15 protein-coding genes are annotated in these 22,700 nt (G+C 31.8%); 4 read left to right on the forward strand and 11 right to left on the reverse strand.

What is annotated here, in order from left to right; all coding sequences use genetic code 11:
• Positions 1 to 103: 103 nt before the first annotated feature.
• A complete protein-coding gene (locus LQ686_RS07935; RefSeq protein WP_119594249.1) occupies positions 104 to 997 on the reverse strand; it encodes a LysR family transcriptional regulator in 894 nt (297 codons plus the stop codon).
• A gap of 93 nt (positions 998 to 1,090) precedes the next feature.
• Here LQ686_RS07935 and LQ686_RS07940 point away from each other — a divergent pair, with 93 nt between their 5' ends.
• Entirely contained in the window at positions 1,091 to 1,654 is a 564-nt protein-coding gene (locus LQ686_RS07940) for a LysE family translocator (RefSeq protein WP_103360560.1), read from the forward strand.
• Between the two features lie 287 nt (positions 1,655 to 1,941).
• Here LQ686_RS07940 and mprF read toward each other — a convergent pair whose 3' ends face one another.
• The 4 genes from mprF to glcT all read right to left on the reverse strand — a co-directional run bounded on the left by mprF (position 1,942) and on the right by glcT (position 8,981).
• Positions 1,942 to 4,467 carry a bifunctional lysylphosphatidylglycerol flippase/synthetase MprF gene (gene mprF / locus LQ686_RS07945; protein WP_239733257.1) on the reverse strand — a complete coding sequence of 842 codons (2,526 nt, stop codon included), beginning with the start codon at positions 4,465 to 4,467 and terminating at the stop codon, positions 1,942 to 1,944.
• A 120-nt stretch (positions 4,468 to 4,587) separates the two neighbouring features.
• Complete coding sequence (locus tag LQ686_RS07950; RefSeq protein WP_103360562.1) at positions 4,588 to 5,793, reverse strand: AI-2E family transporter; 1,206 nt, start codon at positions 5,791 to 5,793, stop codon at positions 4,588 to 4,590.
• Between the two features lie 161 nt (positions 5,794 to 5,954).
• Positions 5,955 to 8,021, reverse strand: coding sequence for a glucose-specific PTS transporter subunit IIBC (gene ptsG / locus LQ686_RS07955; RefSeq protein WP_103360563.1), 2,067 nt, complete (start codon positions 8,019 to 8,021; stop codon positions 5,955 to 5,957).
• Positions 8,022 to 8,144: 123 nt separating this feature from the next.
• The gene (gene glcT / locus LQ686_RS07960) at positions 8,145 to 8,981 is read right to left on the reverse strand and encodes a glucose PTS transporter transcription antiterminator GlcT (protein ID WP_103360564.1); all 837 of its coding nucleotides are present in this window, start codon (positions 8,979 to 8,981) and stop codon (positions 8,145 to 8,147) included.
• Between the two features lie 101 nt (positions 8,982 to 9,082).
• Between glcT and LQ686_RS07965 the strand changes: the two genes are divergently transcribed.
• On the forward strand, positions 9,083 to 10,066 hold the full coding sequence (locus LQ686_RS07965) for a DUF1002 domain-containing protein (protein WP_107565605.1): 984 nt from the start codon (positions 9,083 to 9,085) through the stop codon (positions 10,064 to 10,066).
• A gap of 43 nt (positions 10,067 to 10,109) precedes the next feature.
• Here the strand turns inward: LQ686_RS07965 and alsT are convergent, their stop codons facing one another.
• From alsT to parE, 3 genes are all read right to left on the reverse strand, one after another.
• Positions 10,110 to 11,672 (reverse strand): glutamine transporter AlsT, encoded by a 1,563-nt coding sequence (gene alsT / locus LQ686_RS07970; RefSeq protein WP_103360566.1) that lies wholly within the window; start codon positions 11,670 to 11,672, stop codon positions 10,110 to 10,112.
• A gap of 84 nt (positions 11,673 to 11,756) precedes the next feature.
• A complete protein-coding gene (parC, locus tag LQ686_RS07975; RefSeq protein ID WP_103360567.1) occupies positions 11,757 to 14,171 on the reverse strand; it encodes a DNA topoisomerase IV subunit A in 2,415 nt (804 codons plus the stop codon).
• The gene (parE, locus tag LQ686_RS07980) at positions 14,171 to 16,174 is read right to left on the reverse strand and encodes a DNA topoisomerase IV subunit B (protein WP_107565606.1); all 2,004 of its coding nucleotides are present in this window, start codon (positions 16,172 to 16,174) and stop codon (positions 14,171 to 14,173) included. Before parE ends, parC begins: the two co-directional genes overlap by 1 nt.
• Before the next feature lie 201 nt (positions 16,175 to 16,375).
• Between parE and plsY the strand changes: the two genes are divergently transcribed.
• Together plsY and LQ686_RS07990 are read left to right on the forward strand one after the other, a co-directional pair.
• Positions 16,376 to 16,957, forward strand: coding sequence for a glycerol-3-phosphate 1-O-acyltransferase PlsY (gene plsY, locus LQ686_RS07985; protein WP_025905927.1), 582 nt, complete (start codon positions 16,376 to 16,378; stop codon positions 16,955 to 16,957).
• A 13-nt stretch (positions 16,958 to 16,970) separates the two neighbouring features.
• Positions 16,971 to 17,270 (forward strand): HesB/YadR/YfhF family protein, encoded by a 300-nt coding sequence (locus tag LQ686_RS07990; RefSeq protein WP_025905926.1) that lies wholly within the window; start codon positions 16,971 to 16,973, stop codon positions 17,268 to 17,270.
• Between the two features lie 53 nt (positions 17,271 to 17,323).
• Here LQ686_RS07990 and menI read toward each other — a convergent pair whose 3' ends face one another.
• The 3 genes from menI to LQ686_RS08005 form a co-directional block, all read right to left on the reverse strand.
• The gene (menI, locus tag LQ686_RS07995) at positions 17,324 to 17,770 is read right to left on the reverse strand and encodes a 1,4-dihydroxy-2-naphthoyl-CoA hydrolase MenI (protein WP_025905924.1); all 447 of its coding nucleotides are present in this window, start codon (positions 17,768 to 17,770) and stop codon (positions 17,324 to 17,326) included.
• 163 nt (positions 17,771 to 17,933) lie between these two features.
• The gene (acnA, locus tag LQ686_RS08000) at positions 17,934 to 20,642 is read right to left on the reverse strand and encodes an aconitate hydratase AcnA (RefSeq protein ID WP_103360569.1); all 2,709 of its coding nucleotides are present in this window, start codon (positions 20,640 to 20,642) and stop codon (positions 17,934 to 17,936) included.
• Positions 20,643 to 20,889: 247 nt separating this feature from the next.
• Positions 20,890 to 22,515, reverse strand: coding sequence for a glycine betaine uptake BCCT transporter (locus LQ686_RS08005; RefSeq protein ID WP_107565981.1), 1,626 nt, complete (start codon positions 22,513 to 22,515; stop codon positions 20,890 to 20,892).
• Positions 22,516 to 22,700: the final 185 nt, after the last annotated feature.

A 22,700-nucleotide genomic window follows, 5' to 3' on the forward strand; every position in this document is an offset into this window, starting at 1 on the left:
ATAAAAAACAAAACTTTCATAACACCTTTTTTAAGGAATGGTTATGAAAGTTTTTTTGTATTATAAACAACAAATTTATTACTACTAGTATTAGTTATTCAATCTATTTTTCCTTTTTCATATTTCTTCCCATATATATTTTTGCTTCTTGAATAAATAAATCAATGAGATTGTTATCCCAATTTTTCTTCTTTGTTAAAGCAAATGAATAAAAAGTAGGAAATTGCTCATTTCCCTCTATGATTTTCAGCCTATTTGAATTTATTTCTTTCTCTACAGTTCTATATGGCAATACACTAAATCCCATATCATCTATTAAAAATGTCTTAATTGCATCTATACTCCATAATTCTGTTCTTTTAGAAACTTCCTTTAAGTTACTACTTAAAAAATCTTCAAACATCGTGCGATAAGTACTGTCTTTTTCATTTATTACAAAATGATTATATCTTCTACTACTTAACAACTCATCTAATGTATCTGGAGCAGAATGATGTGCCACAATAACAATTTCATCATCACTTAATTTATGTTTTTTTATTGCATTATTTTGGATTCCAGTATTAATCACAAAAGCTATATCTACTTCACCATTAATTAGTAATGCTTGATTTTTGCTACAAGTATTATTGAGTAAATCAAATTCTGTATTTGGAAATTTTTCTAAAAAAATTTTTATAACTTCACTTAACCCTGTTGTTACTAATGATTCAGGTGCTGCTATTTTTAATTTATTAGTCATGTCCTCATTCGATAATTTAATAATTTGATCGTGTGTCGAAATATAGTCATTAACTAAAGGTAATATTTTTAAAAGAAACTCACTTTCAATCAATTTTCTGTTTGAGTATATAAATAATTCATTCTTCAATTCTGATTCTAACTGATTAATTTGTTGAGATACATTTGATTGCGTATAGTTTAGTAATTCTGCTGTTCTTGTATAACTCTTCGTTTCTATAAGTGTCTTTAAAATTTTTAACTGCTTTATATTCATTCAATCACCCATTAATTTTATTAATGCATTAATAATAACATTAATTTCACTTATAACCAAAAAGACATTAAAATTTATATAGAGGTGAAGAACATGTCTGCGTTTTTAATTTATGTTTTTGTAACATCTATTACGCCAGGTCCAAGTAATATTTTTATTATGAATTCTACAAAGAAACATGGTTTATTAGGTGCAAAAAAATTTATACTTGGTATATTAGCAGGTTTTTTATTTTTAGCTATTTTAGCTTCTATTTGTTTATACTTATTTGATGAATATATTGAAGCAGTTGAACAAACACTGAAAATATTTGGTTTTATATATTTATTGTATCTATCCTATAAAACGTTTACTGCTAGTAAAAACGATGAAATTGGTGATGTATTTTCTACTTTTAAAGCTGGATTTTTATTACAAATTTTAAATATGAAAACATTATTATTTTATATCACGTTACTAGGTGTCTTTATTATCCCTAATTCCAATTACAAACCATTTGTATATATGGTACTAACAATTATTATTGGTTGGACTTGCCTTATTGTATGGGGCGTATTAGGACACTACTTAAAAAGATACCTCAATAAATATCATTATATTTTCAATACTGTTATGTCATTATTAATACTTTATTCTGCATTTAGTATTTTCTATTAATGAATAAAAGTGAGATTTAACTAAAAAACATAATGTGCAATATCATTTTCTGGAATACGAGAGCGCTTATTTTTTTGTATAAAATTGGAAATTTGGAACGATTTTGTATAGTGCTGACGCCTGAGGGAATAGTATGAGTGAGAGACTACAGGCTCGAACCATACCCTAGGCAAGCATGCACGAACAAAATCGTAGATTATAAAAAATAACACCTCATTTTATACTGAATAAATCAGTGGTATGAGGTGTTATTTAATTTAAGTTAGGAATTATCTCACAGACTCTTTTTATTTATGATTAATTGTTAAAGATACTCTTATTAAATTCCATAATAATGAACTATATTTACGATATACTAAATATCTTGGTTCCCAATCTGGATAAAATTTTTGTTTATAATTCCGTAATCCTTGGAAGCTATATAATCCATTCATATTTTCAAATACTTTTGCTGCAAATTTTTCTCTTAAATATGCATATTGATTATGTCCTACATTAGATAATGTAGCCATTCCCATATTAAATTGTTTATAGCCTTGTTCTTGTGCCCATAATAACATATGGATATATAAAGCATCCATCATTGGTAAATCAACTTCTTTGTTCCATCTTATTAAGTCCACTGAAATTGAATCATTATAGTTCGTATACATTAATGAACAGAAACCTACTATTTCTTTGCTGTCATTTCTTATAACTGCAATAGGTGCTTTATTTAAATAATCTTCATCAAATGATCCAACTGAGAAACTCATTTCTCTCTTGTCACCTAACCAGCCATCACTAATAGATTTCAATATGTTGATATTATCTTGTGCATATGGTGCTTCTATTATGTCGAATTGATAGCCTTCTGATGCCATTTTATTATGAGTTGCACGCATACCACGTTTTTTCTTTCCTGATAAACTGAATGTTTCGAGGTCTATGAGTGCTTCTTCACCTAATTTGAAAAAGACATTTCCATAATCATGATATAAAGATAGTAATTTACTTTGTACTTGATAGAAAATAATATCATGCCCTAAAAAATGCATTTGATCATAAAATTCTTTTAATACGGCATGATATTTATCCGAGTTACCGACTGGATCTCCTAACACGATAACTGCATTCATCGTATGTCGATACATAATAAAGACATCTTCATCTTTATTAACATAAAATGATTTATCTCCTGTAAATGCTAAGTGACTCACATATGAACCTTGATTTTGATCGATAATGGATTGTATTGTTTCATAACTGGCATTTGTATATAAACTTTTTTGGAATTTTTTTGAAAGTATATATGTTATGCACATACCGATTAAACACAATATCGCAAGTGCAATCAAGAACATTGTAAACACGGCATATTTATCAAATTTAGTAACTTCATGTGGATATAAATTTAAATAATTTTTAGTAACAATTCTATTGAAGATAAACATTGTTAAAATTAATACACCACTTAAAACAATTTTCATAGGTGTTACTATCTTTTTGACAACGAGTGCATTTTTGTAACCGATAAATAATAATACTAAAAGTATCGCTAACCATAAAAATGCTATGATTGTACTATTTGTTAATATGGATACGACTAACATCACGATGACAGAAATAATGCTCATAAGAATCGATCGCATCGTACCAGACATTACACCTTTGGCACAAATCAGTAACATGAGTGTAGCAGCTGTATGTAATGCTAATAAGATTGAATAAAAAGTATAATGATGTGAGTAAATTGCATCATATAAGATTAATATGTGATTAAAATAAAGCACAAAGCCTGTAATACCTGATAATAAACCTAGTGCTAATGTTGGTACTTTAGTCATAAAGTCACTTTGAACAGACTTGATAAACGATGTTGTATCAACTGCCGGTGTATAGAATTTACTTTCTTCGATGTATTTTTTAGCGATACTACCAAATTCAAATGTAGATAAACCAAGTGCGATTATGAATGGGAAGAAATAATAAGCAACTCTATAAAGTAACAACGCTAATAATACTTTTTCTTCAGGTACACCAAGCGACTTAATACCTAATAAGATCACTAAATCAAATGCACCAAATCCCCCGGGTATCATACTAATTAATCCTGATAAGGCAGCAACTACAAATATCCCGACTAAGTGTGAAAAGTCTACGTGAATATGTAATGCTTTTAAAATGACAAATAATAAGTAGCTCGCAGCAATCCATTCGAGTGCAGATACAATTGTAAATTTAAAACCAAGTAATCTATCTCGACTTATAGATGGTTTCAAATACGACACAGCTATAAATAATGGAAGAAACAAGCTGCCAATATATATGACAATTTTAGCCCATGAAATATCAGCTAGTAATGCATCCGCATTAAAAACACTAAATACAATAAATGCACATAATAAACTTAAACCACTTAACATGGATAACAATAATAATGAAACACTTTTAACTAAATCTTTCTTATCTTCAACGTCATTTCTATAAGAGTAAATTCTTAAACCAGCACCTATTAAGCCACCAAAGCCTAAAATACTGTTAAATGTATTGATAATATAGCTAATGGATAAAACTTTGTGTATCGGTAAACTGATTTTTAAAGATTGTTTTAACATCATGTCATATAGTGATAAAACAGAAACGGAAAGTACACCTAATATAATGATGCCTACAAAATAAAATGTATTCATTTCTCTAAAAAGAACGATTGTCTTTTTAAAGTCGATTTTCCCTAATTCATTATGTAATACAAATACTACGATGCATAATACGATACATATAAATAGAACCTTTAATATTGGCAAAATTTTCTTTCGATTTAATAGTCTCATATTCCAACCTTCTTTTATTTTGTAATACTCCCAAATAATACCATATAAATATATAAATTAAAATGTTTAAAAAAGACTGCCATTAAGCTTCAAAAGTTAAAGGCAGTCTATCTTTATTGTTTATTCTTTTTCGTATACAACTTCTTCATCTTTAAACTCGTATGGACCTGAGTCATCTTGATAATACTTATTATAACGACGTTTAAATAATGTGAAGAGATGTGTCACAGCTACTTTAATAATAGCATAAGCTGGAATACCTAAAATAACACCAAGTATACCTGCTAAATTACCTGCACATAACAATACAAAGATGATTGTTAAAGGATGAATTTGCATTGTTTTCCCCATAATATTCGGTGAAATAAAATGTCCTTCTAAAAATTGAACTGCAGCCCAAACGATTGCAAGTTTCAATAACATAAATGGTGAATCAATTGCCGCTAAAATAATTGCTGGTGAAATAGCAATTATTGGACCTAAATACGGTACAACACTTGTTACAGCAGCAATACTTGCTAAAGTTAGTGCATAGTCTAATCCAATGATTGAATAACCAATAAATAGTAATACACCAATACAGAAAGCAACAATCATTTGACCTTGAATATAAGAACCAACTTGTACATTCATCTTATCAATTAAATCATGAGTATCTTTTCTGAATTTTGGTGGCATTAATCTAATAAAGTAATTTCTAAACTTTGCACCATCTTTAAGTAAGAAGAATAATACAAATGGGAATGTAATAATGATCACAACAACATGTGTAATTGTAGATACAAATGATTGGAACTTATTACTGAAATCCCCTACTGAATTAGATATTTTCTTTGGAATATCACTAAAGTTTTGTTGGAACCAATTTTGAGCTTGTGTATAGTAATCCGCTACAAATGAATTTTGAGAAAGCTCTTTTAATTTATCACTAAATTCATCGAAATATGTAGGTAAATTTTTAGATAAACTTTCAACTTGATGTTGCACAACAGGTATTAATAACGTCACAATTAGTGTAAATGCTGCGATAATTACACATAATAATATGATGATACCCCATAATCTAGAGATGTTAAACCTTTCCATAAAATTAATTAAAGGATTAAACAAATAGAATGCAACAAACGCAACAATAATTGGGCCAATTAAAGTTGTCGTAATCGTAACGATAGGTTCAAAAATAAATGAAACATGTTGGAAAATAAATATTGTTAACCCTATCAGTATCAATAATCCTAAAATGAAATAAATATCACGTCCACCGAAAAACTGCATAAAACGTGTTGTTTTATTAAAAGAATTATTGGAATGCTTTTCTTTTTCCAAAATAAGCCCTCCTCTTAAAGATTTATAATCTATTATACCCTAATCGTTTCACTTTAAAAACAAAAATTTACATTTATAGTTTACATAATAATATTATAATTATTTTTAGAGTATAAAAAGAAGATACACCATGAAGATGTATCTTCTTAACTATAAAACTCTTATTTAACGACTAATATTTTATCGCCTTGTTCAACAGAACCTGTTGTTAGTACTTCTAATGAAGCATCACCAAGGTTTGTAACAACAATTGGTGTAACAGTACTATCAGCATTTTCTTTAATGAAGTCTAAATCTACTTTCATTAACGGTTGACCTTTAACGATATCTGTATCAGCTTCCGCTAAAATTTCAAATCCTTTACCTTCTAATTTAACTGTTTCTAAACCGAAGTGGATTAATAATTCAACACCGTCATTAGATTCTAAACCGATTGCATGTTTTGTAGGGAATGTCATTTTCAATTTACCATCAAATGGTGCAACAACTTCACCAGTTTCAGGAATAATTGCAACGCCATCACCCATCATTTTTTCAGAGAATACTTTATCTGGTACTTCAGAGATATTAACAACTTCACCTTTAATTGGTGCATAAATTGTTGCGCCACCTTCAGCTAAAATAGCAGCACTTTCTTGATCGCCTTCCTCAGTAACAGTTGTTTCATCAGGTTTCGTAATTTCTCCTGAAATGATACGTGCCATATCGTGTTTAATTTGATCTGATTTAGGTCCAAAAATAGCTTGAATATTGTTACCAACTTCAAGTACACCTGATGCACCTAAACTTTTCAGTTCATCTTTGTTTACTTCAGATTTATTTAATACCTCAACACGTAATCGCGTAATACAAGCATCTAAATGTTTGATGTTTTCTTTACCACCCATCGCATCTAATACATCGAATGGAAGTTCAGCTACTGAACTATTGCGTGTTTCAGATTCTTTATCTTCACGACCAGGTGTTTTTAAGTTAAATTTCTTAATCGCAAATGTGAATAAGAAGTAATAAACTAACGCATAAATAATACCTACTGGAATAACAAGTAGTGCATTAGTACGATCCCAGTTTAATAATCCGTATAAGACGTAATCGATAAATCCACCAGAGAATGTCATACCGATTTGGATATGTAGAAGATGCATCACTAAGAATGATGTACCTGCTAAAATAACATGAATACCGTATAATACTGGTGCTACGAATAAGAATGAGAATTCTAACGGTTCAGTAATACCTGTTAAGAATGATGTTAAACCTGCAGATAACATTAAACCACCGACAACTTTTTTACGCTCTGGACGAGCTTGACGATAGATTGCATATGCTGCAGCTGGTAAACCAAACATCATAAATGGATATTTACCAGTTGTGAATGCACCAGCAGTAAATGGTACACCGTCTTTAACTTGTGCCATGAATATTCTTTGGTCACCACGAACTAATTCACCAGCAGAATTTACATAGTTACCAAATTCGAACCAGAATGGTGAGTAGAAAATGTGATGCAATCCAAATGGAATTAAAGCACGTTCAATAATACCAAATATAAATGTCGTTAAAGCTAAGTTCTTATCTAATAAGAATGTAGATAAGTTGTTTAAGCCATCTTGAATTGGTGGCCATGCAAATGAAAGAATAATACCTGCAATAATAGCAACTACAGATGTGATAATTGGTACGAATCTTTTACCAGCAAAGAATCCTAAGAATGGTGGTAAGTTGATATTATAATATTTGTTGTAACACCATGCTGCAAGAGCACCCATTATAATACCACCAAACACCCCTGTTTGAAGTGTTGGAATACCAAGAACTAATGCGTTTGCTGGATCTTTAGCAGTTTGTCCTAAAGTTTTAGCGCCTTCAGCGTAGCTATAAATATCATCAATTGAAATACCTTTAACAACACCCATTGTTGTATTCATAATAAGGTAACCAACTAATGCTGCTAATGCTGCAACACCATCTCCTCCAGCTAAGCCTAATGCAGTCCCGAGTGCGAATAGCAATGGTAAATTATCAAAGATAATTTGACCAGATGATTCCATTACTGAAGCTATCATGACAATAACATCAGATTTTAACCAAGGTGCAATTTCAACGAATTGATCGTTTTGCATTGCATTACCAAACGCAAGTAAAATACCTGCTGCTGGTAAAATCGCAACTGGTAACATTAATGCTTTACCAATACGTTGCAATTGTCCAAAGAACTTTTTAAACATAATTAATACCCTCCTAATTGTTTAACTTTATAAATCACGGCATGAAAAAAGGCATGAGCAAAAAAACTTACCATTACAGTAAAGTCTATTTGCTCATGCCTGATCGTATCAGTAACACGCAATTTATAAGTTATTATTAAAGTGTTGAATGTGCATCGTTAAATATGCCAATTCAGATTGATATACTGGCTTCTTCAACTGTGTTTGCATCATCTTCACTATCTTTACAGAAATATTATAGCACAATGGATATTGCGCTTTCAATAGTGTTTCGATATTAGTTGCATCTGGAATTCGTTCATCTGCCAATACTCTTTGAATCGCAAAGTGAAGGTGCCGAACAAAACGACTATAATTAATACTATTTTTGTTAATATCAACTTCTAGGCCTTCTTCTATTATAATGATTGCTTTTTGAATAATCGCTTTTATATTGTGTATATCATGAATTGAATGGTTTACTTCAGCAGAGTGGATATGTAATGCAATAAATCCAGCTTCTGATTCAATAAACTGTAAGTTTAATTTTTCATTTAATGCTTTAACAGCTTTTTCTGCTATTTGATATTCTCTCGGATAAAGCAGTTCAGTCTCTTTTAAAAAAGGATTATGAACATGTATACCTTCTTTAATACGTTTGATCGCAAATAACATATGGTCTGTTAAAGATATTAGCGTCTTTTCACTAACACTTCCACCTAACTGTTTATCGATACCATTTACAACTTCTAATACAATATTAAACACTTCATTATTAGTACCATCTAATAATTGCTTATATTTATTTTTATCATTTTCAGATTCTAATAAATATACCTTTTCGATTAAATCTGTATTAATTTCTTCGCCTTGTTTTTTTCCGAAACCAATCCCCTTACCAACTAATATAACTTCTTTATCATAATAATTAGCAATTAACACATTATTGTTTAATGCCTTTTCGATAATGTATTTTCCCATATATTAAACCTCATTCTGAAGACCTATTACATATTATACATTTGATGATAATATAATGATAGATATATTTTATATCAATAAATACGAGGATGTGCAAACATATGAAAAAGACGAAACTATATATAATAAGTGTTCTTGCTGTTTTATTATTATCTACAATTTTATATCCGAAACATCAAGCCCATGCGGTAACTGAAGAGGCTTGGGATAATGCCGTTACTGTTTATGGTGCAGCATTACAAAACAATTCAAGTGCTAAAGATACAACTTCTAACTTATTAGGCACTAAAAACAGTGACAAGACAACTTACGTTACGGCTGATGACTTAAATAAATACTTAAATATGCAATCATCAAATGATGTCTTAAAATCAAGTATCCGTATTACAAAGACTTCTAAAGGCAGTGGTCTTAACTTAACGATTAATCAAGACCAAGGTCAAATTACAAAAGTAACTAAAGACACATATAAAAATGCTTTAATGACAGCAGGTATTCAAGATGCTGATGTGACAATTGCATCAAGTGAAGATGTAACTGGCGAAAGTGCCTTAGCTGGTGTATACAAAGCATTTGAAGAACAAGGTGAAGAAGTAGATTCAAGCAGAACACAAGTCGCTCAAGAAGAATTATCTACAATTAACCAAATAACTGAAGAAAATAAAGGTCAAGAAGGATTTTCACAATCACAATTAAACAAAACGATTGCAGAATCAAAACAAGCTGTTGCAGAAAAATCAGGTAATGTAACAATCAATGAAATTACAAATATCGTCAATCAAAAGATTGAAGACAATGGTTTAACAAATGTTATTAATGATAACCAAATTAATATGATTGTTAATGTTATTGATAAAGCACAAAAAGACGGTGTCTTTAGCGGTGAAAATGCAAAAGACTTTATTAATAACTCAAAAGATTATGTTAATGATTTAGTTAAATCTGATGAATTTAAAGATGCAAAGAAAAAAGCTGAAGACTTAGGAAACAATATTAAAGACAAACTTCAAGACGAAGGTTTCTGGGATAAACTTGTAAATGCTATTAAAGATATCTTCAATTCAATTGCAAACTTATTTAAATAAATTGAAAACGCCATGGGCTAGTGCCCATGGCGTTTTTCTTATATTATTTATCTTCGTCTTTATCATCATCTTTAATAATGTCGAAAGTATCTTCTTTAGGTTCTTCATACTTTGTATTTGCTTCAGATGATTGTTCTGTTGTTTCTTTTTTGCTTAATGTTGCATAAGGGTTATCGCCCCATGCTTCGATATTATTATAGTTAACTTTTAAGTTTTCAATTTTAAATACTGGGTTTAACTTACGCTTTCTTTGTGCACGATAATCTTTAGCAACTTCAAATACAACTGTTGCAAGTCCGAATAGTGCTACGATATTGATGATTGCCATTAATCCCATAAATAAGTCTGCTGTATCCCATACTGTTTGTACTTGTACAACTGATCCTACAAATACCATAGCTACTACTAATGCTCTAAAGATAAACATTACGATTTTATTTTTAGTTAAGTATTCAATATTTGATTGACCGTAGTAATAGTTACCAATAATTGAAGAGAATGCGAACATAAATACAGCTAATGTTAAGAATATACCACCGAATTCACCTACATGTGTTGTAAGTGCTTGTTGCGTTACAGCCACACCTTGAGGCGCATCTGCTCCAAATTGTAAATCAGTATAAAGTAATAACATGATTGCTGTTGCTGAACAGATAATCATAGTATCAAAGAATACACCTAACGCTTGGATTAAACCTTGTTTAACTGGGTGACTTACAGCTGCTGTTGCTGCTGCGTTTGCTGCAGAACCCATACCAGCTTCATTGGAGAACAAGCCACGTTTAATACCTTGCATAATTGCAAATCCCATTGCCCCACCAAATGCAGGATGTAAACCAAATGCACTTCTTACGATATTTTGAATCATTGGCCAAATTTGATCAACATTCATAAATAAGATATAACCAACTAAACCGATATATCCAACTGCCATAATTGGCACGATAAATGAAGATACTGTTGCGATACTTCTTACACCACCAAAGATAACTAATGCTGTAATAATAGCCAAGATAATTCCAGTTATCACATTTGAAAATTCATACTGTTCATTTAAAGAAGCTGCAATCGTATTAGATTGAACTGTGTTAAATACAAAGGCAAACGTTACTGTTATAAGTATTGCAAACACAACACCAAGCCATTTCTGACCTAAACCACGTTCTATGTAATAAGCTGGTCCACCGCGGAAGCCACCTTCTTTATCTTTAACTTTATATACTTGTGCTAATGTTGCTTCAAAGAACGCACTTGCTGCACCAATGAATGCAATAACCCACATCCAAAATACTGCACCTGGGCCACCTAGTACAATTGCTGTTGCAACACCTGCGATATTACCAGTACCAACACGAGAAGCAGCACTTATAGCAAATGCTTGGAAAGAAGATATACCTTTTCTTCCATCTTCTAATGTTTCAGGTTTTTCGAAAATGACTCTAAACATTTCTGGTAGCCATCTAAGTTGTACTACTCTAGAACTTATTGTAAAGAATACACCAGCTAGTAGTAATAGGAAAATTAAGTTTTGAGTCCAAATTAAATCATTACCCCATTGGACAAAATTATGAAACCAATCTGGGATATAACTATCAAAATCTTTCAAATAAATCCCTCAATTCTAATAATATAGTCATAATAAATTGCTATCATGATTTTACCATGTGCCATTCATTATGACTATATTTTTTTAATCTATAGATTTTTCTTCAAAATATGCATCAATAACTTGACCAAAGTCATTCTCGTCAACAACAAATCGACCATTTGTGTATCGTTCACTAAAGTTAAAGTCTTTAGTATTCACTTTGACTTGATCTTTTTCTGAAATCATGACACATGTTTCATCTTCTGCTATTGTTCTAGCAAATATGATTCTATGCGCTTTAGATTTTAGTTCTTTCAAGATCATTAAACCACGTTGAGATCTTTTAGCAGGTACAAATTGTTCTGCTTTCATCCTTTTAACTGAACCACGATCTGTCACAATAAACACGGATTGATCATTTGGTAATTTATCAGTCATCACAACTTTATCATTATCTTTCAAGTTGATAGATTTAACACCAGCTGCTTTTAAACCAATGTCGGATAACTCATCCGTATCATAAGTTAAGCTCATACCTTTTTCAGTAATCACTGTTATAAGTTCATCATTTACTATTTTCAGTACGGAAACAACTTCATCGTCACCTTTAAGTTTAATGGCAACGAGTGGTTTTGTAATTCTGCTCGCTTTAAATTTATCATTTGTAGACTTTTTGATCATGCCGTTTTTCGTCGCGATAATATAATTAGACGATGGCTTGAAATCTGTTTCTTTATTTACAGAAATGACACGTTCGTCATCATCAATTGGAATCATTTGTGAAATATGTTTACCAAGATCTTTCCACTTTAAGTCTACAATTTCATGTACAGGTATAAATAAGTAATTACCTTTATTTGTGAATACAATTAAAGTATCTTGCGTATTCATTTTTTCGTGCATTAATAAGTAGTCACCGTCTTTAAGCCCTACTTCTTCAACACCACTTGCGATATAACTTCTATTAGAAGTACGTTTAATGTATCCATCATGCGTAACAGAAACAATAGTTTCTTCACTTGGAACTAAAATTTCTTTTTCAATTTTTATTTCTTCGATTTTTTCTTCGATTTCAGTTAAACGTTCATCAGCAAATTCTTTTCGAACTGCTCTAAGTTCATTCTTAATTACTTTAAATAATGATTTTTCATTTTCTAAAATATCTTTTAAGCGTTCGATAGTTTGTTTAAGTTCATCAAATTCATTTTCTAAAGAAACAATATCTGTATTTGTTAATCTATAAAGTTGTAACATTACGATTGCTTCAGCTTGTTCTTCAGTAAATTCAAATTTCGCAATTAAATTTTCTTTCGCATCACGTTTGTTTTTAGAAGCTCTAATTGTTTCAATAACTTCGTCTAAAATAGACAATGCTTTAATTAAACCTTCAACGATATGCATACGTTTTTGCGCTTGGGATAATTCATATTGAGAACGTCTAGTTACGACTTCTTTTTGATGTTCAATATAACTTTCAAGAATTGGTTTAAGGCCTAATAATTCAGGTCTTCTATTATTGATTGCAACCATATTAAAATGATAAAGTACTTGTAAGTCTGTGTTCTTATAAAGATAATTCAGAACACCTTCACTATTAATATCTTTCTTAAGTTCAATCGCAATTCGTAAACCTTCTCTATCTGTTTCATCACGAACTTCTACTATACCTTCAATTTTCTTATCAGCTCTGAGTTCATCAATTTTCTTAACTAATGTACCTTTGTTAACTTCAAATGGTACTTCAGTTACGACGATTTGTTCTCTTCCGCCTCTAATTTTTTCAATTTCTACTTTACTTCTAACAACGATTTTACCTTTACCTGTTTTATAGGCTTTCTTAATGCCATCTAACCCTTGAATTATACCGCCTGTTGGGAAATCCGGTCCTTTTATATGTTCAATTAATTCATCTACAGATGTACTTGGCTTATCTATAAGCTTTAATGTCGCATCAATGACTTCTCCTAGATTATGCGGTGGAATATCAGTTGCATAACCAGCAGAAATACCTGTAGATCCATTGACTAATAAGTTAGGATACCTAGCTGGCAATACCATCGGCTCCATCGCAGTATCATCAAAGTTTTGTACATGTTCAACTGTTTCTTTATCGATATCTTGTAATAACACTTCAGCTAATTTACTTAATTTAGCCTCTGTATAACGCATTGCAGCAGGAGGGTCGTTATCAATACTACCATTATTACCATGCATTTCTATGAGTACGTGTCTCAATTTCCAATCTTGACTCATACGAACCATTGCATCGTATACAGAAGTATCACCATGTGGATGATAATTACCGATTACGTTACCAACCGTTTTAGCACTTTTTCTAAAGTTTCTATCATACGTATTACCGTCTTTATACATCGCAAATAATATTCTACGTTGTACAGGTTTTAATCCATCTCGTACATCAGGTAGTGCACGGTCTTGAATGATATATTTACTATATCTACCAAATCTATCTCCAATTACATCTTCTAAAGGAAGGTTTTGAATTTGTTCAACCATTATTTAACTTCCTCCTCTAATGATTCTACTTCATCATCAAGTACTTGAATGTCATCACTTTCAAGTATACTTTGATCTTCTTGCATACCAAATTGAACGTGTCTTTCAATCCATTCTCTACGTGGTTCAACTTTGTCACCCATCAATGTAGTCACTCTTCGTTGTGAACGTACTTCATCATCAATACTTACTCGAATTAACGTTCTTGTTTCAGGATCCATTGTTGTTTCCCATAGTTGATCGGCATTCATTTCACCTAAACCTTTGTATCGTTGTAGTGTGAAACCTTTACCAATTTTCTTCATTAATACTTCTAAATCTTCATCAGTCCATGCATATTCAACTTGTTTTGACTTACCTTTACCCTTTTCTAATTTATATAAAGGTGGTAATGCAATATATACTCTACCTGCTTCTAATAGTGGTCTCATGTACTTGAAGAAGAAAGTTAATAATAATACTTGAATATGTGCACCATCTGTATCGGCATCTGTCATAATAATCACTTTGTTATAGTTACTATCTTCAATATTAAAGTCTGCACCTACTCCAGCACCTATTGTATGAATAATCGTATTGATTTCTTCATTTTTAAAGATATCTTCAAGTTTAGCTTTTTCTGTATTAATAACTTTACCTCTTAACGGTAAAATTGCTTGGAATTTACGATCACGCCCTAATTTAGCTGATCCTCCGGCAGAATCCCCTTCGACTAAATAAAGTTCGTTTTTCTCTGTATTTTTACTTTGTGCTGGCGTTAATTTACCAGATAATAAAGTTTCTTTACGTTTGTTTTTCTTACCATTTCTAGCTTCTTCACGTGCTTTTCTTGCTGCTTCACGTGCTTGAGATGCTTTAATCGCTTTTTTAAGTAATGCTTTTGATAATTGGCCTTTTTCTTCTAAATAGAAAGGCAGTTGATCTGACATAACGGAATCAACGGCTGCACGTGCTTCTGTTGTACCTAATTTAGACTTAGTTTGACCTTCGAACTGTAATAAATCTTCTGGAATTCTTACAGAAATAATAGCTGTCAAACCTTCACGAATGTCACTACCATCAAGATTTTTATCTTTTTGTTTAAGTTCACCAATTTTACGTGCATATTCATTGAATACACGTGTAAATGCTGTCTTTAAGGCAGTTTCGTGTGTACCTCCGTCTTTAGTACGGACGTTATTTACGAAACTTAGAATCGTTTCAGAATATTGGTCATTAAATTGAAAACTAATATCTACTTCGATTCCATTTGATTCGCCACTAAACATTGCAACGTCATGCAACACGTCTTTGCCTTCGTTTAAATAATTCACAAATTCTTTAATACCATCTTCGTAATGATAAAATACTTCTCTTGGTTCTTCTCCCCTTAAATCCGTTACTTTTATTTTAAGTGCTTTCAGTAAAAATGCTGATTCTTGAAGTCTTTCACATAACGTTTCAAAGTTAAAATGTGTTGAAGCTTTAAATATTTTTGAATCTGGTTTGAAATGAACCGTTGTACCCGTTTTACGTGTTTTCCCCTTTTTCTCTAATGTTGTAATAGGTACGCCACCATTTTTGAATTTTTGTTTATAAATATGACCTTCTCTATAAATCGTTACTTCTAACCATTCACTCAAAGCATTAACAACTGAAGCACCTACACCGTGTAGTCCTCCAGATGTTTTATAACCGCCTTGACCGAATTTACCCCCGGCATGAAGGACAGTAAATATAACTTCAGGTGTCGGTTTACCAGTCTTATGTAATCCTGTAGGCATCCCCCTACCGTTATCATGAACAGAAATACTATTATCTTTATGAATTGTTACTTCGATTTCCGTACCGAAGCCATTTAAAATTTCATCAACAGAGTTATCTACTATTTCATATACTAAATGGTGAAGTCCGCGGACATCTGTTGAACCAATGTACATACCAGGTCTTTTTCTTACTGCTTCTAAACCTTCGAGTACTTGTATTGAATCTTCACCATATTGAACTTTTGCTTGTTTATTCAATATTTCTCCTCCTACAAACGTACGTTCGTTTCTTTTACTTTACAATAGTTATTTTGTTATAAATCCCTAGAAAATGCAAGCCCTATCCCTAATTGTGGTACAATTTCCCTTTACATTGTACAGACATTATCATATTTTTAAATAGTAACCGATATACAGTTATGGTAAACTATTAGTACCTGCTATCAAAGGAGTGTTTCAATAATGACATTTGTTGTTATTATACTTAGCTACTTAGTTGGATGCTTCCCAAGTGGCCTTGTGTTAGGTAAGTTATTTTATAAAAAAGATATTCGACAATTTGGAAGTGGCAACCTAGGTGCTACAAATACATTTAGAGTATTAGGAAAAAAAGCTGGATTTATCGTGATGTTTTTAGATATCTTCAAAGGTTTTATTGTAGTTTTCTTCCCAATATGGTTTAATGTAGATATTCCTAGCATATTTGTAGGTATTTGTGCAGTAGTCGGACATGTATTTCCAATATTTTTGAAATTCAAAGGTGGAAAAGCCGTTGCAACAAGTGCAGGTGCTGTTCTAGGTGTACATCCGATACTATTAATTATACTAGCTATTATATTCTTTGTAATTCTATATTTAACTAAATATGTATCATTATCTAGTATTGTAGCGGGTATAAGTTGTTTTATAGGTGCAATTATCATTGGTGATATACCTTTCTTAATCGTATCTATTGCAATATTGGTTATACTGCTCGTCAGACACCAATCAAATATCGTAAGAATATTCAAAGGACAAGAACCAAAAATCAAATGGATGTAAAGGAGAATGCACTATGAATTTAGAAATTACTGAAAAAGCTATCGAATGGTTTAAAGATGAATTAGAATTCAATGATGATCAAGCCTTACGATTTTTTGTTCGTTATGGCGGTGAATTTCAGTTAAAACAAGGCTTCTCACCCGCATTTACTGTAGAAGAATTAAGTTCTTCTGAAGTTGGTTTTAAAGACGAGAAAAACGATATTCCATTTTTTATTGATGAAAAAGATTTATGGTACTTTGATGATAATGACTTAGTAATTGATTTAAATGATAATGGAGAAATTAAATATGAAGTCAAAGCTTCAAGATAAACTATAAAAGCAGATGTATTTCGTGTATTTAGCGAAACACATCTGCTTATTTATTATAGTTTACGATCTACACCTTGTTCAGTTTCTTCATGAATTTTTAAATATGCTTTATGCCATTCAGGAAAACTCTTATCTAATCTAATTGGTCTGTTTGAACCTTTTTTCAAGCACACATGTGTTGTTGATCCTGTTGATACAACTTCTCGTTGTTCATTTAATATCTCATAAGAATAAATTGATCTTATAGGTGAATAATGAGAAATCCACGTTTTAATAATAACTTTTTCTGGATATGTTATAGACTTTTTATAAGTAATATTCAAATCAACTACAGGAGAAATAATCCCTGCATTCTCCATATCTGCGTAACTAAATCCCGCTTTATAAATGTAATCTGTTCTCGCTACTTCGAACCAAATCGCATAATTTGCGTGATAAACAACGCCCATTTTATCTGTCTCTGCATATCTAACATCTATTGGTGTTTCACTATAAATCATGATTCAATCCCTCTTTCTAAATTCCTTAACCTAATCATAACATAAATATAATTGCGCCTGTGATTATATTCTTTTAAATACATATATTTAATGTTTATATAAAAAGCAGTAGACATTCAATTTACAAAGAATATCTACTGCTCTAATATGAATGAGCTTTATATTATTGTGCTAATTTATTTCTTAATACCATTTGTAGAATACCACCGTGTCTGTAGTAGTCAATTTCAACTTCAGAGTCGAATCTTGCTAAAGCTTCAAATTCTGTCACTTTACCATCTTCGCTAGTAGCAGTTACTTTAAGAATATCACGTGGTTTAACACCTTCATGAATATCTACTGAAATGGCTTCTCTACCAGTTAAACCTAAGCTATCTGCTGATTCACCTTTTTTGAATTGTAAAGGTAATACACCCATCATAACAAGGTTAGAACGGTGAATACGTTCGTAACTTTGAGCAATAACTGTTTTAACACCTAAAAGATTTGTACCTTTAGCTGCCCAGTCACGTGAAGAACCCATACCGTAGTCATTACCAGCAAGTACACATAAACCAATACCATTTTCTTGATATTTCATTGAAGCATCAAAGATAGGCATTACTTCTTCTGTTGGCCAGTAAGTTGTGAATCCACCTTCAGTTCCAGGTGCTAATTGGTTCTTAATACGAATGTTCGCAAAAGTACCTCTCATCATAACTTCATGGTTACCACGTCGAGAACCGTATGAGTTAAAGTCTCTAATTGCTACATCATGGTCTTGCAAGTATTTACCAGCTGGTGTATCTTTACCGATTGCACCTGCAGGAGAAATATGGTCAGTTGTAACTGAGTCACCAAATTTACCCATAACTCTTAAATCACTTAAAGGTTGAATATCTTGTGGTTCTTTAGATAAACCTTGGAAGAATGTAGGGTTTTGGATATATGTTGAATTAGGATCAAAGTCGTACAATGGTTGATCTGTCGTTTCAATTTGATTCCAAACTTCATTAGATTCAAATACTGTTTTGTATTCTTCTCTAAATAATTCAGGTGTAACAACTGATAATACAGTGTCTCTAACTTCTTCAATTGATGGCCAGATGTCTTTTAAGTATACATCTTCTCCATTTGAACCTTTACCGATTGGATCATTTTGTAAGTCGATATCAACAGTACCAGCTAAAGCATAAGCAACAACTAATTGTGGTGATGCTAAGTAGTTCGCTTTAACTAATGGATGAATACGACCTTCGAAGTTACGGTTACCAGATAATACTGAAGTAACAAGTAAGTCTTCGTCAGCAATCGCTTTTTCAATTTCAGGTAATAACGGACCAGAGTTACCGATACAAGTTGTACAACCATAACCAACTAAGTTGAATCCAAGATCATCTAAATATTCTTGTAATCCAGCATCACGTAAATAACCTGTAACAACTTTTGAACCAGGTGCTAATGAAGTCTTAACGTAATCTGGTACTTTTAAGCCTTTTTCGATTGCTTTTTTCGCTACTAAACCTGCACCTAACATTACATATGGGTTAGATGTGTTTGTACATGAAGTAATGGCTGCAATTGCGATGTCACCAGTCTTCATTGAAGTCTTCGTACCATCTTGTAATTCAATATCTACAGATTTATCAAATTCTGATTTATCGAAACCATGACCTTGGTTACCTGCTGGTGCAGTCACAGATTCAACAAATGATTTTTTCATGTCGCTTAATTTGATTAAATCTTGTGGACGTTTAGGACCAGATAATGATGCCTCAACTGTTGATAAATCTAGATCTACAACATCTGTATATGTTGGTTCTACATTTTCAGCATTGAAGAACATATTATTTTCTTTTAAGTATTTCTCTACGACATTAACTTGTTCTTCTGAACGTCCAGTTAAACGTAAGTAACTTAATGATTCATCATCTACTGGGAAGAAACCACATGTCGCACCATATTCAGGCGCCATATTAGCAATTGTTGCTCTATCTGCTAAAGGTAATTTTTCTACTCCAGGACCGAAGAATTCAACAAATTTACCTACAACACCTTTCTTACGTAACTCTTCAGTTACACGTAAAGCTAAGTCAGTAGCTGTTGTACCTTGTGGTAATTCGTTTGTTAATTTAACACCGATAACTTCAGGAACTGGGAAGTATGAAGGTTGACCAAGCATACCTGCTTCGGCTTCAATACCACCTACACCCCAACCTAATACACCAATACCGTTGATCATTGTTGTATGTGAGTCAGTACCTACTAAAGTATCTGGGTAAGTTACAAGTTCATTTTCTTCTTCTCTAATGTGTACAACACTTGCTAAGTATTCCAAGTTAACTTGGTGAACAATACCAGTAGCTGGTGGTACAGCACGATAGTTATCAAATGATTTTGTTGCCCAGTTTAAGAATTGGTAACGCTCGATATTACGTTCGAATTCTAATTTCATATTCATTTCTAATGAATTTGGTAATGCATAGCTATCTACTTGTACAGAGTGGTCAATAACTAAATCAACTGGTACTTCAGGGTTGATTTTAGAAACATCTCCACCAACATCATCCATCGCTTTACGTAAAGAAGCTAAGTCTACAACTGCAGGTACACCTGTGAAGTCTTGTAGAATAACACGTGATGGTTTAAATGGTACTTCTGCATTAGCATCGTTAGATTTACCCCATTTTGCTAAATTCATAATATGTTCTTCTTTAATGACACGTCCGTCAAACTGTCTTAATACTGATTCTAATAATACACGAATAGAATACGGTAGTTTATCAACATTAGATAAACCTAATTCGTCTAATGTTTTTAAGCTATAAAACGTGTATGTTTTGCCGTTCAATTCAAAAGATTTTTTAGATTGTTCTTTTAAACTTGAGCTCATTATTTGTTCCCCCTTTAAAATTGTGCAAGTTAATGCTTCATATACAATTGTATAATCAATACTTTAGTAAAACAATACATTGCGCTTAAAAATGAATATATTTATCATTCAAGTTTATAATAGGATACTATAAGTTTTTCTTATGTATTTTCAAATATACATAATTTTTAGTTATTAATTGATAATGATTATCAACTATATATAAAAATAGGCTGAGACATCAATTTGTCTCAGCCTATCACTTATATTAATCTTCCATTTCTCTTGCTAAACGACGTTGTTCTTTTAATTCTTGTTCATATTCTCGTTTAGATTTTTCTACATATTCTTTCATACGATGCTTATTCGGTGTAATCGATAATCCAAGATATTTTCTTTCTTGGTTTGCATCTTTATAGAAAGCGACAATCATCATAATGATAATGAAACTAAACGGGAATGCTGAAATAATTGCTGCTGATTGTAATGCATTTAATCCAGCATCTCCACCAGATAATAATAGTACGAATGCAATAAGTGATTGTGCAACACCCCATACAATCTTCACTCTACCTGATGGTTCTAATGATCCATAAGTTGTTTGCATACCTAGAACGAATGTAGCTGAGTCTGCAGAAGTGATAAAGAATGTACAGATTAGTGCTAATGCAATTATTGACAGAATCGCACCCATTGGTAATTCATTAAATACACCAAACAATTGAGTTTCTGTTGTCATTTTAAATACTTCTGGTGTTGACTTACCAACTTCAATACCTGTTACACCAAATACACTGAACCAAATAAAGCTAATGATAGTTGGTACAAGCATAACACCTAAAATAAATTCACGAATTGAACGTCCTCTAGAAACGCGGGCAATGAATATACCTACGAATGGACTCCAACTCATCCACCAACCCCAATAATAAAGTGTCCATGAATTTAACCATTCACTCTTTTGAGGATTTAATGGTGCTACATCAAAACTATTGAAAAAGAATGAATCAAATAACGCACCAGTTGATGATGTGAACATATTTAATATTAAAATTGTTGGACCGATAATTAAAGTAACAATCAGTAAAAGTGAAGCTAAAACAATATTTAAATTACTTAAATATTGGATACCTTTACTAAGTCCACTCCATGCACTCATTAAGAATAAAATCGTTACGATAACGATGATGATACCTTGTACAACGATATTATTCGGAACACCAAATAAATATTCTAATCCACCATTGATCTGTAAAGCACCCATACCTAATGATACGGCAACCCCTACTACAGTTGCGAATACTGATAACACATCAATAATGATACCTATAGGACCATCAACTCTATCACCTAAAATTGGTCTTAATGTTTTAGATAATAAACCAGGTTCACCTTTTCTAAATTGAGAATAAGCTAATGCTAAAGCAACTACTCCGTAGATTGCCCAAGCATGGAAACCCCAGTGTAAGAATGTAGATCGCATTGATTCAGTCATTGCTGCTTTAGTTTCAGGGTCTGCGTTTGGTGGCGAAACAAAATGAGACATTGGTTCAGCTGCACCATAGAACACAAGTCCTATACCCATACCAGCACTGAATAACATTGCAAACCAAGAAATTGTATTGAATTCTGGTTTATCATGTGGTCTACCGAGTTTTAACTTTCCAATTGGGCTGAATATAATGAAAACACAGAAAAATACCATACCAATTGTAATAATCATGTAATACCAACCAAAGTATTTTGAAATCCATGCACTGATATTACCCGTTATCTCACCAAACTGAGATGGGAAAATAACACCAAGTGCAACAATGATTGCAACAACGATGGCACTAATTGTAAAAACATTTGAAACTTTTCTTCCATTTGGATATGTTGGAATATTGGCCATTATAATTCTCCTTTCAAAATAACAAACTTTAAATTATGTATTCCCGTTTTAACTTATTTTATTCGTGATATTTTCAAATAAGTGATATATGAAAACAGCAACATTCACCACTTTAACAAATATTACACCTAAAATCAAATTGACTATTTCTTTTTGCGCCATATTCATGTATGATAAAATTCGAT

Source organism: Mammaliicoccus sp. J-M41 (assembly GCF_022385935.1).
GTDB classification, from domain to species: Bacteria; Bacillota; Bacilli; order Staphylococcales; family Staphylococcaceae; genus Mammaliicoccus; species Mammaliicoccus sciuri_A.